Raw genomic sequence first — 16,673 nt, forward strand, 5'->3', positions numbered from 1 at the left:
AAACAACGAAGACAAATACAAAGAGCGGAGTATCAAACTCCGCTCTTTTTGTTTTTCTGGCTTACACAATGAAGCTTGCGCCTTCTTCTGCGCTAGAGACGTTTTGGCGGATCACGCTAAACAAGCCTCGTCCCCATGTTTGTTGGGTAGATTCGGTGTCGAAATGAATCAACTCGCGACCAGTGGTATCGCTTAAGTTGTTCAGTTCGCCCGTTTGGCAATCCAGACGAATCAAATCGCCGTTGCGCACCAAACCAATCGCGCCACCACGAATGGCTTCTGGAGAAACATGAATCGCAGACGGAATTTTACCTGAAGCGCCAGATAAACGACCGTCAGTAACCAGCGCCACTTTAAAGCCCGCTTTTTGCACGTTACCTAAAATTGGCATCAGCTTGTGCAGTTCAGGCATGCCGTTTGCCGCTGGGCCGTTGTGTGTGACCACAACGATGCAATCTTGGTTTAGCTCACCGCGTTTGTACGCCGCTTCCACTTCGTGTTGGCATTGGAATACGATCGCAGGCGCTTCGATGATGCGCTGATCTTCTTTCACCGCAGAGACTTTCACCACGGCTTTACCCAAGTTGCCAGTCAATACGCGAGTGCCGCCAGTGTTTTGGAAAGTGGCGTCTGGTTTGGCGATCACGTCACCGTCTTGGCTGCCTTGGCACGGTGTCCAAGTCAGTTGGCCATCGACAAGGCTCGGTAGCGTCATCTGATCTTCAAATTCACCAAACACGGGTTTCACATCGCGATGCAAAAGCTCGGATTGGTTCAAGCGGTGCAATAACGCAGGCACGCCACCCGCGTCTTGGAACGCGTTCATATCGGCTGGGCCGTTCGGGTAAACGCGAGCTAACAAAGGAACCACATCCGACAGATCGCTGATGTCTTGCCACGTGAGCAAGATGCCAGCAGCACGCGCCACGGCGATCATATGAATGGTGTGATTGGTGCTGCCGCCAGATGCAAGTAGAGCGATGATGCCGTTGACCAAGCTCTTTTCTGTGACCACTTCTGCCAACGGACGGAAGTGTGCAGAACCCGCCGTCATTGAGGCGATTTTCAGAGCCGCGTGATCGGTTAACGCTTTACGCAGTTGGGTATGGGGATGAATGAATGCCGAACCTGGCAGCATCAAGCCCATGGCTTCGAACACCAACTGGTTGGTGTTGGCGGTGCCGTAAAACGTACACGTACCCGCAGAGTGGTAAGCGCGACACTCCATATCCAGCAGAGCGTCTTTGCCGACTTCACCCGCTGCGTATTTTTGGCGCACGTCGACTTTCTCTTCATTGCTGATGCCTGTTGCCATCAGACCCGCTGGTACAAACGCAGTCGGTAGATGCGCGTAAGACAGCGCGCCCATCAGTTGCCCCGGGGCGATTTTGTCACAGATACCAAGCAGTAATGTGGCATCAAAGACATTGTGACTCAAAGACAACGCCGTTGATTGCGCAATTAAGTCACGCGAAAACAGCGACATATCCATGCCTGCTTGACCTTGAGTCACCCCATCGCACATCGCTGGCACACAACCTGCGACTTGCGCTGTATGGCCGTAGTCCGCCAGCACTTGTTTGATTTTCGCTGGGTAGTCTTGGTACGGCTGGTGGGCGCTCAACATGTCGTTGTAGGCGCTGATCAGCGCGACATTGGCATGAGTAAAATCGAGAATATTTTTCTTTTCAGAAGAGCAAGAAGCGGCGACTGCATGGGCTAAGTTACCACAAGATAAACCAACACGGCCTTTGCCCGCTTCGGCTTGCACTTCGGTGCGAGCAAGAAACGCAGCGCGCGCTTCACGGCTGCGCTCGGTCAAACGTTGTGTGACCTCAAGAACAACAGAGTGAGTCATTACGCCACCTCGATCGCTTGCATTTTGATTAGCTCAGCGGCAGAGCGTTCTACCACGTCGCTGATGTCTCCGTCGATACTGACGATCAGAGTTTGAGGCTCGTTGTCTGGGCGCTCTAGCGTCTCGAATTGGCTCTTCACCATGTTTTCTTTCATGAAGTGGCCTTTGCGCATACGCATGCGATTAAGGATCAACTCCATATCGCCATCAAGGAACAGGAAGGTCACGTTGTCGTTGCCTTCGCGGATCTGATCGCGGTAAATCTTTTTCAGTGCTGAACAGACAATAATGCCGTGCTCGTTTTTGCTTTCTAGGCTGTACGCCGCATCACGAATGCGTTCTAGCCATGGCTTGCGATCATCATCGTTCAGAGGCTGGCCCGATGCCATTTTCTGAATGTTCGCTCGTGGATGAAGATCATCACCATCAATGAATTTACGCCCTAGCTTTTTCGCTAGATGCTCACCAATTGTGCTTTTACCACTAGCACAAACGCCCATAACGATGACACTACTACCAGCCATAACTTATCCTCATAACCAAATTTGCGCGTGATCTCAATTTTTGAATTCACTTTAAAATATGGGTTTATCTTATTCATGTTATCGGTAACATGTTACCGGTAACTGAAATAAATGTGAACCATAACACAAACAATAATTCTTAAAGGTGAACCTATGGAGCAATTAACCCAAGCCCCAGATCCTACGTTCCTACTGACGATTGCAGGCCTTGCCATAGCAGCGTTACTCGTTCTGATCATTAAACTGAAAGTCCATGCTTTTGCTTCCCTTACGATGGTGAGTTTAGGCACAGCAATCGCCACTGGCGTTCCTTCTGAGAAAGTCGTATCGACCATGATGGGCGGCTTCGGCGGCACACTGGCTTCCGTGGCATTGCTGGTTGGTCTTGGTGCGATGATCGGTAAAATTCTTGAAGTGACTGGCGGTGCGAAAGTGCTGGCAGACACTTTGATTGGTCGCTTTGGTAAAGAGCGCGCACCATTTGCTTTGGGCGTCGCTTCATTACTGTTTGGCTTCCCAATCTTCTTCGATGCTGGCCTTGTAGTGATGATGCCAATCATCCTAAGTGTGGCGGCTCGTTTTGGTGGCTCACCAATTAAATATGCGTTGCCTGCTGCCGGTGCTTTTGCGGTTATGCACGCGTTTGTTCCACCACACCCTGGCCCGGTTGCAGCGGCAGAATTCCTTGGCGCAAACATCGGTCTGTTATTGGTGGTGGGTATTCTGGTGGCTATTCCCACTTGGTACCTTGGCGCTTACCTATTTGGCTTGTACGCGGGCAAAAAATTCGATATTCCACTATCTAAAGCCTTCTTTAATGGCGAAGCGATGGTGGATGAGCGCAACGCACCAAAATTTGGCACGGTTATGACCATCCTTGTGCTGCCAGTCCTGCTAATCTGTTTGGATACGGTATTGAACACACTGGCGGTTGCGGGTGTGATTGATGGCAAAACGGCACTGGTTGAGTTTCTACGTATGCTAGGTAAAACCCCAGTTGCGTTGCTGATCACTTTGATTGTCTGTCTGGCTGTGTTTGCCAAAGACTACGGCATGGCAAAACTAGAAAAATTGTGTGGTGAGTCATTGGCTCCTATCTGTGGTGTTATCCTAGTAACGGGTGCAGGTGGCATGTTTGGCGGCGTACTGCGCTCAAGCGGTATTGGTGATGCACTGGCTGACGTTCTTACAGACACAGGTATGCCTGTGATTGTGGCGGCGTTTGTGATTTCAACCTGTCTGCGTGTTGCTCAAGGCTCGGCAACCGTAGCGCTAACCACGACGGCGGCTCTTATCGCGCCAGTTGTGGCAGCATCAACAGGTTTGAGTGAACTAGACCTTTGCTTTATCGTAATCGCGATTGCGGGTGGTGCAACGGTACTGTCTCACTTCAATGACTCTGGTTTCTGGTTGGTATCTCGTCTGCTTGAGATGGATGAGAAAACCACATTAAAAACTTGGACGGTAATGGAAACGTTACTTGGCGGTATCGCGTTTATTATCGTCGCAACATTAAGCTTTATTCTTTAGAGGTTCCCCATGACAACACTTGAACAACGATTAAGAGAAATCAAAATCGTCCCAGTTATCGCAATCAACGACGTAGCACACGCTCTGCCACTGGCAAAAGTGTTGGTAGAAAACGGTTTACCATGTGCGGAAGTAACATTCCGCACCGAAGCGGCGGCGGAGTCGATTCGCATCATGCGTGAAGCGTACCCAGAACTGTTGATTGGCGCGGGCACCGTTCTGACCACAGAACAAGTTGATATCGCCATCGAAGCGGGCGTGGACTTTATCGTTAGCCCAGGCTTCAACCCAACCACAGTGAAATACTGTCAGCAACGTGGCGTGACTATCGTACCGGGTGTAAACAACCCAAGCTTGGTTGAGCAAGCGATGGAAATGGGTCTGCGTACGTTGAAGTTCTTCCCTGCTGAGCCATCAGGCGGCGTAAACATGCTGAAAGCACTCACGGCGGTTTACCCAGTGGAATTCATGCCAACAGGTGGCGTAAGCCCATCTAACGTGGAAGATTACCTAGCGCTGAAATCGGTTGTAGCTTGTGGCGGTACGTGGATGGTGCCAACCGCAATGATGGACAACGGCGATTGGGAAGGCATTGCTGAATTGGTTCGCGCAGTTAAGTAAAACGCACAAACGGCTCCGAAATACCCCCGAACGTTAGAAAACGTGATACGAAAAAGGGTCATCAAGTTACTTGATGACCCTTTTGCTTTTTGGAATGAAACAGCTTTAGAAGTGATGCTTCATAAAGCGCTTAATAAAGCGAATGAAATCTGCTTCGGCTAGCTTCGCGCACTTCAATGTTTGGGCGTGAGACAATTCTACATCTCCCAAGCCTTCTGCCATGTTGGTGATCGCACACACTGCCAATACGGGTAAGCCGCAATGCGCCGCAGAAATCACCTCTGGCACGACCGACATGCCCACTACATCACCACCGATGATTTGCATCATGCGGATTTCGGCTGCGGTCTCAAAGTTGGGGCCTGTGTAAGAGACAAACACACCTTCATTCAGGTGAATGCCATTGGCTTTGCCAACTTCAAACGCTTCTGCGCGCAGGTCTTTGTCGTACGCACTGGCGAGGCTGAAGAACCTCGGGCCGTACTCTTCATCATTCGGACCGATCATTGGCGACTCAGGCATGGTATTGATGTGGTCATGAAATACCACCAGAGAACCGACGTCGATGCGTTCAGGGCGAAGTGAGCCTGCCGCGTTGGTGACGAGCAGAAACTCACAGCCCAGCTTTTTAAAGGTGCGCACGGGCGTTGTCATGACCTTCATTGAGCCGTGCTCGTAGTAGTGACCGCGACCTTTCATGCACACTACGTCTACGCCGCCCATGGTACCAAGTACCAACTCACCAGAGTGGCCTTGCACGGTGCTAACCGGAAAGCCTTCGAGCTCTTCGTATGGAATGACCACTTTGTCTTGTAGTTCGTCTGCCAATACGCCTAAGCCAGAGCCTAAAATAAACGCCGCTTTAGGTTGGAAGTTTGGTTTGCGTTCGCGAATGGTTTGTAGCGCGCCGATTACTGGATCGTGATTCATGTTAGTCACCTTCTGGTTGTGTGTTGATTCCATTGTGTGACTTTCTGCGCTGGTTATCTTTGCTTTATTCGCTACTATCATCCTTAAAAAGAGGATGATGAAACTCGCTAGGACCTAATGCATGAAGTCAGAACCATTTGAGCGCGTGACGCTGAAGATGCTGCGTTACTTTTACGAGGTCGCACAAACCAAGCATTTCACTAAGGCGGCCGAGAACCTCAATATCACCAATTCGCCGTTGAGCAATCGCATCAAAGAGTTTGAAGAGGTACTTAACGTCAAACTGTTTGAGCGTGATTCAAGAAACGTCATGCTAACGGAGGCCGGGCGATTGTTGGAGTCCAAATGCCAACTGATTTTTCAGACCTTGGATGTCTCGCTCAATCAAGTGCAGCAAGTGGGGTTGAACCAGAGAAATATCCTGCGAATCGGTGTGGTAAGTAGCGCATTTTGGGGTGGATTTGATCGTTTGTTACAGCGCTTCCATGCTGAGCATAGCACTTATCACGCCGACATTTTTGACCTTAACCCAGAGACGCAAAAGAAGCATCTGAGTGAGAAGAAAATCGACGTGGGCATTGTACGTTTTGCCGATGCACTCAACATTTATCCGTATCAGTCGGTGTCTTTGGGCAAAGATGTGTTTGTGGTGGCGGTGTCGGAGCAACATGAGTTAGCCAGCAAATCTTTGCTGCGGCTCCAAGATTTAAAGACGTGTGAGTTTGCGTTTATGAGTTTGGCGAATTCTGCCTCGGCAAACTTCATCATCAATGCCTGTCTGCAAGAAGGCTTTTCACCCCATATTGGCAAACAAGTGGTGGAGCCAAGCACCTTGATGGCGTATGTGGCAAACAGCAATACCGTGACGTTGGTGCCGTCGACGTTTTCTCAGCATCATTGGCATGGGATTCGTTTTATCAAGCTGAAAGAATCACTGCGTGCAGACTTATGTCTGATTCATGACGGTAAGCAGGAGAGTGCTATCAAAGCCGAGTTTATTCGCACGTTATTGGAGAATGCGAGTTAAGCATGGGCTAACAAAAAAAGGTCACCCTAAGGTGACCTTTTCAAATGATTCGCTGAAATCAGCAATGCGATTAGCGCGCAATTAACGCATCGTTGCAATCTACCAACACAGGTAGTTTCTGAAATAAATCTGGAAAGTTTTGTTTCATAAGGTTTATGAGCCTTTTCCAGGAAAAACGAAATGTGCCCCGATTTTTCCTAAACTATTGACTTCGATTATATCATTTTTCAGAAAAACCATACAAAAAGCAGATAGTGTGTGACTACGAGGAGGTCTCAAGCTGATAGCCTTTGTCTACAACCTAAAGCTCGCTATATAATACCTCCAATTAGATTTTAAGGAGTTAGCATGAGTTGGAACAAGCTTTTTCACAATGGTCGCAGAAAAGATAAGTCAGAAGGGAATAAAACCTTTGGTACTGATATGTGGGGGTTGTTAGGAGTGAAAAACTCCCGAGAAGAAGTTGAACGAGATTACGATCGTATCTTGTTTTTGGCTCCTACTCGTCGCTTGTCCGATAAAACACAGGTGTTCCCTCTAGAACAAAACGATAGTGTTCGAACTCGTCTAACGCATTCCCATGAAGTTGCAAACTTAGCTAGAAGTATTGGTACGCAACTGGCTTATGAGCATGCTGAGCTGTTCGATGATGATAGTAGTGAGCGACAGTGGAGTCTTACCAGAGTTCTTCCGTCTTTGTTAGCTGGTATTGGGTTGGCTCATGACTTAGGGAACCCTCCTTTTGGTCATCAAGGCGAGAGTGCAATTCAAGATTGGTTTAAAAATAAATCTTTAGAAATTTTCCCTCAAGAGGAAGGTAAGATACCGAATGAGTATAATGACTTCATTCAATTTGATGGGAACTCGCAAACTATCCGTCTCTTGACTCAGCTTCAAATTCTCAATGATAAGTTTGGTATTAACTTAACTTATGGGATGTTAGCCGCGATGCTGAAATACCCTCAATCTTCGAAGTATGTTGCTGATAAAAAAGAGGCTATAGCTGCTTGGAGTGAAGAAGAGAGTCAGGGCGCTTGTCCAAAAAAATCAACTTGGAAAAAGCATGGCTACTTTTACTCTGAAACAGATATCATCAAGGACGTCTGGGAAGAAACTGGTTTAAAAGAAGGGGTTAGGCACCCGCTCACATATGTTATGGAGGCATGTGACGATATTGCCTATTCTGTTTTAGATGCGGAAGATATTATCAAGAAAGGTCTTGCTTCTTATCACGACTTAATTAATCACCTTACCTATTACATATCTGACGACTGCGCAAAAGCTAGAATCAAGAAAGATAATAGTGGCTTGAGTGAAGATGAAGTTGACACTCTAGTTCATGAACTAAAGCCTAAGTTTGAGATTATACAAGAAACGATTATTGCTAGTAAGGACAAGCACAATAGTTTCTCAAATCCTTCGTTAGGGCTAACCCCTGCAGAGCTTAATGATATGAGCATGCAAATGTTCAGGGTTTTTGCTATCGGCAACCTTGTCAAACATACAACTCAAGCCTTTGTAGATAAATTTGACGACCTTTGTTCAAATGAAAACCCTCAGAAAGATTTAATGTCATTGAGTATTGCCAGCGAGTTATGCGATGCGCTGAAAGATTTCGATCTTAAGTGGGGGTATAAGAATAAATCTGTCCTAAAATTAGAGCTAGAAGGACATGGCTATATTCAAGGACTGATGGATATGCTATGGGTAGGCATTCACGGTAAATTAGATTCAGGGCACCCTAAAGATTCGAATACACCATTTGGTAAGTATGCTTATGGTCGTATTTCAGAAAACTACCGACGAGTTTTTGAAGATGAAAGTAATGGTTTACCTAATGAATACAAAGAAGCACAGTTATTAACAGATGCTATTTCTGGCATGACAGATAGCTACTTGATTGATTTGCATGATGAATTGAAGGAACTCCACAGGAACTTTTCCGGTTAATGAAAACTCACGCGGCACCGCACAAACAAGCATTAAAGAAGCGAGTTAATCGCTTCTTTAACAGCTCAACTCAATGTAGAGCTGATGTTTATGACTTTGTTGATATCTTGACTAAGAACAACCGCTTTGATGTATATGCATTTGGCGGTTTAGTGCGAGATATTGGTCTTTTTGGTGTGCGTGATTTCTCATCTGATGTTGATTTAGTTGTTGAAACCAGTAGACCTGTATTGAAGAAAGCTATTTCGGTGTTGCCGAAGAGTTCTGTTACTGAGAATAAATTTGGAGGATTTCGAATAAAGCAAGGTGCATGGGACATTGATATCTGGTGTGCTCGAGATACTTGGGCAATTAAAAATAACCTAGTAACATACCGAGATGTAACAAGTCTTTTGCAAACTACTTTTCTTAGTTGGGATTCGGCTTTGTTTGATATTAGAAATCAATCGCTTATTTGCCAGCATGGCTACCTTGATGATCTAAACAATGGAACCCTTGATATTGTATTAAAAGAATCCCCAAATGAGTTAGGGTCAATGGTGAGATTAACAAGGGCTATTTATAGTAAAGGGGCAAAAGAGCTTAAATCCAATGCGTTAGAAGTTCTGGAGTACTATTTAGGAAAGTATGCCGACCAAGATATTGTTGCCTATGAAATGAATTCTTATCATAAAGTTTTTTTAAGTTTAAGTAAGTTGAGAGTGCTTAGAGATGAGGTAAAAGCCTCATCTGCAAGTTCTAAAATGAAAGTAAATCTGGTCGGACAGCTGCCTCTTCCATTGGATTTTTCTTTCCATGGTGTAGAACAAGATGATCACATGCCAAGATTTGTTAACAGGCTTAATACGCAATACAGAAAAAAGAATGCAATAAACATCTCTGACGAAGAACAATTGAACTTAAACTTTAAGTACCACAGATAAGCCAAACTGGGAGCATCTTTCGCTCACTTCAGTGGGCTACGGGAGGGCGACTTGATTAGTACTACTTGGTTTCTTTTTAACCTAACAAGCTCTCCCCGAAGCTCAGAAGTTTCATACTCCAACTCATCCACACGAGCTAATGCCTGAACCAACTTATCGTTCAGGTGATGCTGTGCCGCCGCAAACAGGGCTGATTTTTCTCGTTCTGCCTCATACTTGGCCTTGTAGTTATCCTTGATACGCTTTTGCTCTTTGAGTTTGGTGCGCACAGTCTGGATCTCAGGTCGGACTACTTCACCTTTGCCTGCCGCAATTTCAGCCTTGGTTTGTTTAACCTTTTCAACAAATTCAGGGTAGTAATAACCGCTACCATTACCTAAGTTTGCTTCTTCCTCGACAGCTCTTACACTAAGTTTACGGTGAGCGGGAATGCGTTTAGGCTTGCCTTGTTTAATACGTTCTAGGGCAGCCTCTAATGCTAGTAGTGTATTTTCGCTCTTATTCATAAACTAGCTACCTTCAAATCAGGTTCAAATGGGGTAAAGGGCATATCAAAGTCAGCCATGACTTTCTCTGCGGCTCTTACTTGAGTGACATAGTGGCTATGTTCACTTACCGAAATATCTTCGCCAGATTCCATGTAGGCAACTAGACTACGGTGCTTTTTTTGCCACCATTTAGCCTGTTGTTCGTCAATGATGCTACTACCAGAGCCACAGTCCACACAGAATTGGGGAGTGACCACTCCGTCCATGTCGCAGTCATAACCAGATTTGCAATAGCTGTGCATTGAGCCATGTAGTGTCAACTTACCATCCTTTACGGCTTTATAGATAACATCCCATGAGCTATAAATGGTCGGTACTTCCCCTCGCATTTTCATGATCGCTTTGCCATGAGTGCCTGATAACATTTCATCTGAGTGCCATTGTTTAAAGATTTTATTTGCGGTGGTTTCTGCATTTATTTCATCGAGTGCTTTTTGCACTTGCTCGTCAACTTTTAGATCCCGTAGGCTCGCCAGCCTCCCACCATTGGTGTACCACTCGGTCATCGCGAGGTATAAGTGCTTGAACTGTTGTTTGAGCGCTACTAATGTCCCTAGGCGGTTCTTAATGCAGTAAAAGGCTAAAGTGCGCCTAAACTGATGAGTTGTCATGTGCCAAGGATTTCCAACCGTTACGTCTTTTTTTACACGGTTTAATGAGCGAGGGTTTGACTCAAGGCATTCTGCGAAATCCTCTTCAGTTACAATGAAATTGAATTGATTGCAAAAACGCTGTAGTCGGTGATTCCATCCTGTAATCAATGTGGGGGGCTTGGAGCGGTATGATTTATTTACCCAAATCGAGTCTTTGTATTTTTTATCTGGGTAAGTGATTTCTTTGCGCCATTCTTCAGTTAATGTGGTCATTAACTCTATTGCAGTTTTGGAAGATGAAGCTGTGACCCATGTTTCTCGCTTATTGCCTAACTTAAAAGTGTGAGATTGGAGCATATGGAAATCACGTCCTTCAAAGGTATCCTTGTAATAACTTTTAGGCGTTAATTTATCGAGTTCGGAGTCTCGCATACCGCTAAAACCTCCACAAACGATATAGCAAGCATTGGTTATTTGACCCCAGTAGCGTTTAAAGTCCGTTCCATTGTTTAGTCTAATACTTGGTACTTTAGCGGCTAATGGAGCGATGAGGTCTTTAACTTTATGTGGTTGGCACTCTTGAATTGCGGAAGTGTATTTTCTCTCGTCAATGCTACCGTCCTCATTCATGAATGAGTAACGGTTCCCTTGCTTGATTTTTTCTTCAAGATTGCGCACTCCTTCATCATAGTTATGCTGTAGAGACTTCTCAGTATTCAAAATTAATTGTCTATATGGGTGAGCACCATTGACCAGTTCTATAGCTTTTCCATAAATGGCATCACATATACGTTCAGGTATAACAAGAGTTTGTTGTGCTTCATTGAAACTTATCCGTCTTGCTTCAGTGCTTGATTTTATTGGATTTAGGCCAAGCTCAAGCTTGTGCCATGACTCATCATTTATGGCTGTATTTATTGCCACAAAAGTAGACTCGATGGTTCCTTGGGCATAGTTACGATTTTGCAAGAAGTGTTCAAACTTAGTCCACACAACAGGCGAACCAAGATCTTTCAACGAGCTATAGTTACTCTCCATCAAGAAACTATAAACCACCTTTATATTATTTAGTCGAGTGCGAACACTTGAGAACTTTACAGATTTTTTCTGTTTAGGACTTTTATTAAATAGCCAACCAAAACTCAGAAGCTTCAGTTCTCGTTGTAACTTAGGTGCACATTTAAATTCCTCTGTATTTAGATTGTTCTTATCTTTCTTTCGAGAGAAAGGTAAGCAATCCCAATTATTTTGTCCAAAGGTGGCGGTAACGTTTCCGTCTTTATCCTTGCAGATGACGACGGCATCTAGCTCTTCATATCTTCTCTCATGGTAGAGCGTAACCACATCTACATCCTTAACCTTATGCTGTTGTGGAAAGTCAGGTAAATAGAGTTTAGATGTATCCATTATCCTACCTCGGCTGGTGATTTTGGAATTAAGCTTAAAACTGACTCGCTGTCATCCCAAGCGGGGTGCAGGCCATCATCATCGAGTTTGGTCTCTGACTTTCTCAATATTTGTTTATTTATGTTTGGAAGTATTTTTTGATTTATAAACAGTATGATGTTTTCAAAGTTTTGTTTGTAATGGCTGACATCCAAATGAAGGAATAGTGATTCCTCAACACAGGACTTGAATGAGAGCAGACACCAGATATCTGAGACTGACTGTACAATCACTTGGTCAGGACAGCCAAAGCACCCCAATAGGTCTGCACAGGCTAATCGTTCTCCCTCCTTGGCAAGTCCATGTGTTTGGGCTTTCTTGGTGTACTTTTGGGACTTTTCACCGAATGGGGAAGCGCAGCTACCGCCATTAGAAGTTCGGCTTAAATTGGGAAGGTTAATCTTGTTTTCTTCCTCGATAACCAGTACCTCAATTCTGAGGTTTTTCTTAGCCTGCTGGGTGCTGACCTCGCTCTTGACCTGCTCCTCCCGAATTGACATCGTATCTTGCATCATGCCGTTATTTGCCAGCTTATTTCCCTCGCTATAGTGACGCTTGCGGGTGTTGGGCGTGTTGTTAAGCATGAGGTTATTAACCATTTCACTTTGATGATATGAGGTTAGTTGAGAGCCTGTTTCACGGAAGCGGCTTATGCTAGGGCGTAAGCGTCTTCCCATTTGATCTGTTAAGGAAAAATGTTTTTCTACCCACCTTTTCAAAAAAGACTGAAGCCTTGAAGTCTGTAACTTTTGCACCTTTCGAGAGGCAATGGTTTGAAGAAGAGTCGCTTCTTCATTTGTGCTAATTATTCTTGAAGCATTGAGTAGTTTGTCGAAAAAGTTCATAGCATACTTGGGTATTTCTAACTCGTGCTCACCTATCTCAACTTGAATAGTTTTAAATGCACGACGTTTAAAAGCGGGCATGGTATACCATGTTTCCCCTGTTGATATTGAAGCGTTATTAGGCTGCTTTAACCTAAATAAATCAGTGGTGTTAGCGTAAGTGTAATAAGCGAGTAGGTAGGTGGCTGCACACATCATCTTCGTTATGCCACCGCAAAGTTTATACTCTCTACCTTGCCATTCAAAGATCATGGTAGGTGTATTTTTATAGGCTTGAATATGCGTTTCAGGATTTTTGATAAATTGTGAATAGGTTTGATTGAAAAGGCGTCTTAGAAATGGAAGCAGTTGTTTTAAATCACTTTGAGTGTAGGATTCATAAGATTCGCTATCGCTATTATCCATGATAACCACGTTATTAAAGTAATAGTGTGGTAGATCAAGATATCGAGAAAATAGGGTGACCATATTAGCTCGTCTATTCTTATACGTGCTACTTTTGAGTTCGCCTAGCATTACTCTGGTTTGTAAGTGTTCCATATACCCCTCTAATGAGCTTTGGGTAAATGCTGGCTCGCTTTCTTTATCGCACCACCGTAGGTATTGAGAGGCTTCAACATAAATGCCATATAGTGAGTCGTGACTAACTCCTTCATCTATTTTTTCACTAAAACTGTCTTTTAACTGAACAACGAACGCTTCACGATCTGCAAACTTGAATTGGTTGCTTTGTTGTAACTCTTTACTTGATGGTAAGCCATTGAATAAAAATCGGTTAAAGTCTGCTGAAAGATTGTCCCTAGCATCAAGCTTGATACAGAGGTCACGCCTCCATCCAGATAAATAGGTTAGCTCAGTCATCCTGACCTGCTAGCACATCGTGCATAATGGAATCGAGGATGCCAAACTTCACTTTGAACGCCTCTTTGCGTTTTAGAAAGCGTAAATACTTCCAAGTCGTACTTTCATCTTTATGCCCCATCCAGCCCATCAGAAGATCCATACAGTCGACAACGGGCAATCCAGCCTCTAGCAAGTCACTGAGGCGATAGGTGCCATAGGTGGCGCGTAAATCATGGAAGCGATGGGTAAAGGATGGCTCTGCCTGTTTTATTTCTGCCCTGAACTCAATCCACCTAGCTTCAATGGATTTCCCCGTAGCAGGGTTGCCTTGCTGACTAACAAAAAGTGGTTCATGACGATCACAGCGCTCCAGTATTTCAATGGTCTTCTGGGTGAAGGGGGGAGCATCGCTGTCTAATTGTTCTATTTTCTCGTTGAGCCTAGTAACACGCTTCAGGCGGCGTTCTGAAATTCGATACTCATTCAATGATTGGAGCAAGTCTGATGAAATCTCGACAGTCCGAGTTTTTAGGAACTTGGTTTGTACGCCTGTAGAGCGGGGGCATAACAGAATTTCAAAGCGATGTTGGCTCTCAGCAAGTGGAGTTGCAGTATCTAACGCATCTAGTGTTAGGGTTGCTACTTCTTCAACCCGCATACCTGTATCAATCGCAAGCAAGGCTTGTAAGCGCAACTCTTCAGACGTTTGTGGAAGGTGTTGAGTTAAAATACCAAGGGCATCACGGCTTAATGGGGATAGTGGCCTGATGTTTTTACTATCTGCATCCCTCGGAACCTTTATGCGTAAATCACTGGTCTCAACAATGAAAGTTGAGGATATGTGGGCAAGCATCCCACTGTTCTGAACAGAGACAAACTCCATTTTGAATGGGGCTTCCTTCTCATTTTTTACGCGTAGATAACCATCATGCATTAGCCACTTATAGTAATTGACGATTTGGTTCATACGAACACTGGCAGTGCTGTGTGCAAGCTCGCCTTGCTTTATTTGCTTGAGCAGGTGAGAGCGGTACAGGTAAGTTGGTTTGAGCCGTTTGACTGGCGGGAATTTATCCCAGCGTAGTCCCTTGTCCTCAAGAAATTGGTAATAGGCACGCAGTGCCTGTGCGCAGGGAGATAGGTCTTCTGCCTTCTTTACGGCCTTGAGATAAAACAGGTAGCTGTTGGCTTCGTGATTGAATACACCATCTTGCGAAAAGAGGGTTGGCAGCGAACCGATATTGTCATTGGAGGGGAGGCAATGGAATGTACCATCATCCAGTTTTTGTAGCTCAGTCTCTTTGAAAACATCGCTGGAGTGTACAAGGTATGTCATAAATCATCCTGAAAAATATCACTGTCCATGTATACAGTATGGACAGTGATTGATTATTTTCCAGATTTATTTACGTGTGTAAGATGCTTTTCCTACACTAACCCCTCATGGTAACGAACTCTTCTGAGCCCGTTGGGTGGATAGCCACAACAGAGTCGAAGTCTGCTTTGGTTGCGCCCATCTTCATTGCTACGCCGAAGCCTTGGATCATTTCATCTACCGTGAAACCGATGCCGTGTAGACCAACAACCGTTTCTTCTTCACCCGCACATACAAGCTTCATCTTACATGGTTGACGGTGCTTAGTAACGGCGGTGTACATCGCAGTAAAGCCAGATGTGTAGACTTTGATGTTGTCTTTGCCGTACTTCTCTTCCGCTTCTTGCGTTGTAAGACCGATAGTGCCGATTGGTGGGTGGCTAAATACCACAGTTGGAACTAAATCGTAGTCCATCTTCGCGTTTGGTTTATTGTTGAACAAACGTTCAGAAAGTTGACGACCCGCTTTCACTGCTACTGGTGTTAGCTCGATACCGCCTTCCATGATGTCACCCACACAGTAGATGCCTTTCACGTTGGTTTCTTGGTATTCGTCTACCTTGATGTAGCCTTTTTCGTTCGTTGCCACGCCGGTTGACGCTAGGTTGATTGCGTCTGTCGCTGGGTGACGGCCGATTGCCCAAATCAGTTGGTCAACGTTTTGGCTCTCACCGTTTTCTAGGTGCAGAGTTAGGCTGCCATCGGCTTCTTTTACCACTTCTTTTGGTACAGAGTGGGTGTGCAGCTTTGGACCTTCTGCGTCCATCACTTCAACCAACGTATCGATGATCATTGGATCGAAGCTACGCAGTGGTGACTCTTTACGTACGAACAGGTGCGTTTCTGTACCTAGCGCGTGCAGTACGCCAGCAATTTCAACTGCGATGTAGCCAGCGCCCACAACCGCAACGCGTTTTGGTTGCTCTGCTAGGTCGAAGAAGCCGTTTGAATCGATGCCGTATTCAGCGCCTGGAATGTTTGGAATAGTAGGACGACCACCAACCGCGATCAGGATGTGATCTGCTGTGTAATGTTCACCGTTTACTTCGACAGTTTTTTCGTCAACAAACTTAGCAAAGCCTTTAATCACGTTTACTTTGTTGTTGCCAAGAACGCGATCGTAAGATTGGTGAATACGACCAATGTATGCCTGACGGCTCTCAACCAGTTTGCTCCAGTCGAAACCTTTCACGTCGACATCAAAACCGTAATCTTCTGCGTACAGGTTCATTGCTTCTGCGATTTGCGCGCCATGCCACATCACTTTTTTCGGTACACAACCTACGTTGACACAGGTGCCACCAAGGTCTTGAGCTTCGATTAGCGCAACTTTCGCGCCGTACATCGCCGCACGGTTTGCAGATGCGATGCCGCCACTGCCGCCACCGATACAGATATAGTCAAAATGAGTCGCCATTACTTTCTCCAAGAGCTTATAAATTTTATCTGGTACATAGATAGATTGGGATGACCTTGCCCGAACTCAATGCCACCGTTATCCCACTATCATAAATCTAATTCGACTAATTCCTAAATGGGAAAAAGCGACAATACTTATGACAAATAGCGATGAGAGGCACAAAAAGAAGAATAAGCGCGACTGGAGGGAGAAGGTGAGAGCATAAAAAGCGCAACGAGCATGTCGTTGCGCTAGAAGGTT

General features: G+C 45.3%; 13 protein-coding genes. 5 read left to right on the forward strand and 8 right to left on the reverse strand.

Annotated elements, in window-relative coordinates; translation table 11 throughout:
- Window positions 1-61: 61 nt before the first annotated feature.
- Together edd and J8Z23_RS00290 are read right to left on the reverse strand one after the other, a co-directional pair.
- Window positions 62-1,858: a phosphogluconate dehydratase gene (gene edd / locus J8Z23_RS00285; RefSeq protein WP_301659422.1), complete on the reverse strand. Its 1,797-nt coding sequence runs from the start codon at window positions 1,856-1,858 to the stop codon at window positions 62-64.
- Window positions 1,858-2,382, reverse strand: a complete 525-nt coding sequence (locus J8Z23_RS00290; protein WP_005467756.1) for a gluconokinase — start codon at window positions 2,380-2,382, stop codon at window positions 1,858-1,860. The genes edd and J8Z23_RS00290 overlap by 1 nt, the downstream gene beginning before the upstream one ends.
- A 153-nt stretch (window positions 2,383-2,535) precedes the next feature.
- Here J8Z23_RS00290 and J8Z23_RS00295 point away from each other — a divergent pair, with 153 nt between their 5' ends.
- Window positions 2,536-3,912 (forward strand): GntP family permease, encoded by a 1,377-nt coding sequence (locus J8Z23_RS00295; protein ID WP_012841240.1) that lies wholly within the window; start codon window positions 2,536-2,538, stop codon window positions 3,910-3,912.
- 9 nt (window positions 3,913-3,921) lie between these two features.
- Window positions 3,922-4,533, forward strand: a complete 612-nt coding sequence (locus J8Z23_RS00300) for a bifunctional 4-hydroxy-2-oxoglutarate aldolase/2-dehydro-3-deoxy-phosphogluconate aldolase (protein WP_005394384.1) — start codon at window positions 3,922-3,924, stop codon at window positions 4,531-4,533.
- 105 nt (window positions 4,534-4,638) lie between these two features.
- On the opposite strand, the gene xapA is transcribed toward J8Z23_RS00300, so the two are convergent.
- On the reverse strand, window positions 4,639-5,463 hold the full coding sequence (xapA, locus tag J8Z23_RS00305) for a xanthosine phosphorylase (protein ID WP_434634390.1): 825 nt from the start codon (window positions 5,461-5,463) through the stop codon (window positions 4,639-4,641).
- Between the two features lie 121 nt (window positions 5,464-5,584).
- On the opposite strand from xapA, the gene J8Z23_RS00310 reads away from it, so the two are divergent.
- From J8Z23_RS00310 to J8Z23_RS00320, 3 genes are all read left to right on the forward strand, one after another.
- Window positions 5,585-6,490 (forward strand): LysR family transcriptional regulator, encoded by a 906-nt coding sequence (locus J8Z23_RS00310; protein WP_434634392.1) that lies wholly within the window; start codon window positions 5,585-5,587, stop codon window positions 6,488-6,490.
- Between the two features lie 348 nt (window positions 6,491-6,838).
- Window positions 6,839-8,440: a dGTP triphosphohydrolase gene (gene dgt / locus J8Z23_RS00315; RefSeq protein ID WP_042522569.1), complete on the forward strand. Its 1,602-nt coding sequence runs from the start codon at window positions 6,839-6,841 to the stop codon at window positions 8,438-8,440.
- On the forward strand, window positions 8,440-9,363 hold the full coding sequence (locus J8Z23_RS00320; RefSeq protein WP_052484247.1) for a hypothetical protein: 924 nt from the start codon (window positions 8,440-8,442) through the stop codon (window positions 9,361-9,363). Before dgt ends, J8Z23_RS00320 begins: the two co-directional genes overlap by 1 nt.
- 23 nt (window positions 9,364-9,386) lie before the next feature.
- Here the strand turns inward: J8Z23_RS00320 and J8Z23_RS00325 are convergent, their stop codons facing one another.
- The 5 genes from J8Z23_RS00325 to gorA form a co-directional block, all read right to left on the reverse strand.
- Window positions 9,387-9,869: a hypothetical protein gene (locus J8Z23_RS00325; protein ID WP_042522570.1), complete on the reverse strand. Its 483-nt coding sequence runs from the start codon at window positions 9,867-9,869 to the stop codon at window positions 9,387-9,389.
- On the reverse strand, window positions 9,866-11,911 hold the full coding sequence (locus J8Z23_RS00330) for a hypothetical protein (protein ID WP_042522571.1): 2,046 nt from the start codon (window positions 11,909-11,911) through the stop codon (window positions 9,866-9,868). Before J8Z23_RS00330 ends, J8Z23_RS00325 begins: the two co-directional genes overlap by 4 nt.
- Window positions 11,911-13,656, reverse strand: a complete 1,746-nt coding sequence (locus tag J8Z23_RS00335) for a hypothetical protein (protein WP_042522572.1) — start codon at window positions 13,654-13,656, stop codon at window positions 11,911-11,913. Before J8Z23_RS00335 ends, J8Z23_RS00330 begins: the two co-directional genes overlap by 1 nt.
- On the reverse strand, window positions 13,649-14,974 hold the full coding sequence (locus tag J8Z23_RS00340; protein WP_042522573.1) for a tyrosine-type recombinase/integrase: 1,326 nt from the start codon (window positions 14,972-14,974) through the stop codon (window positions 13,649-13,651). Before J8Z23_RS00340 ends, J8Z23_RS00335 begins: the two co-directional genes overlap by 8 nt.
- A gap of 97 nt (window positions 14,975-15,071) precedes the next feature.
- Window positions 15,072-16,430, reverse strand: a complete 1,359-nt coding sequence (gene gorA, locus J8Z23_RS00345) for a glutathione-disulfide reductase (protein ID WP_042522575.1) — start codon at window positions 16,428-16,430, stop codon at window positions 15,072-15,074.
- Window positions 16,431-16,673 lie beyond the last annotated feature (243 nt).

It is taken from the genome of Vibrio sp. SCSIO 43086, assembly GCF_051132235.1.
GTDB lineage: Bacteria > Pseudomonadota > Gammaproteobacteria > Enterobacterales > Vibrionaceae > Vibrio > Vibrio diabolicus.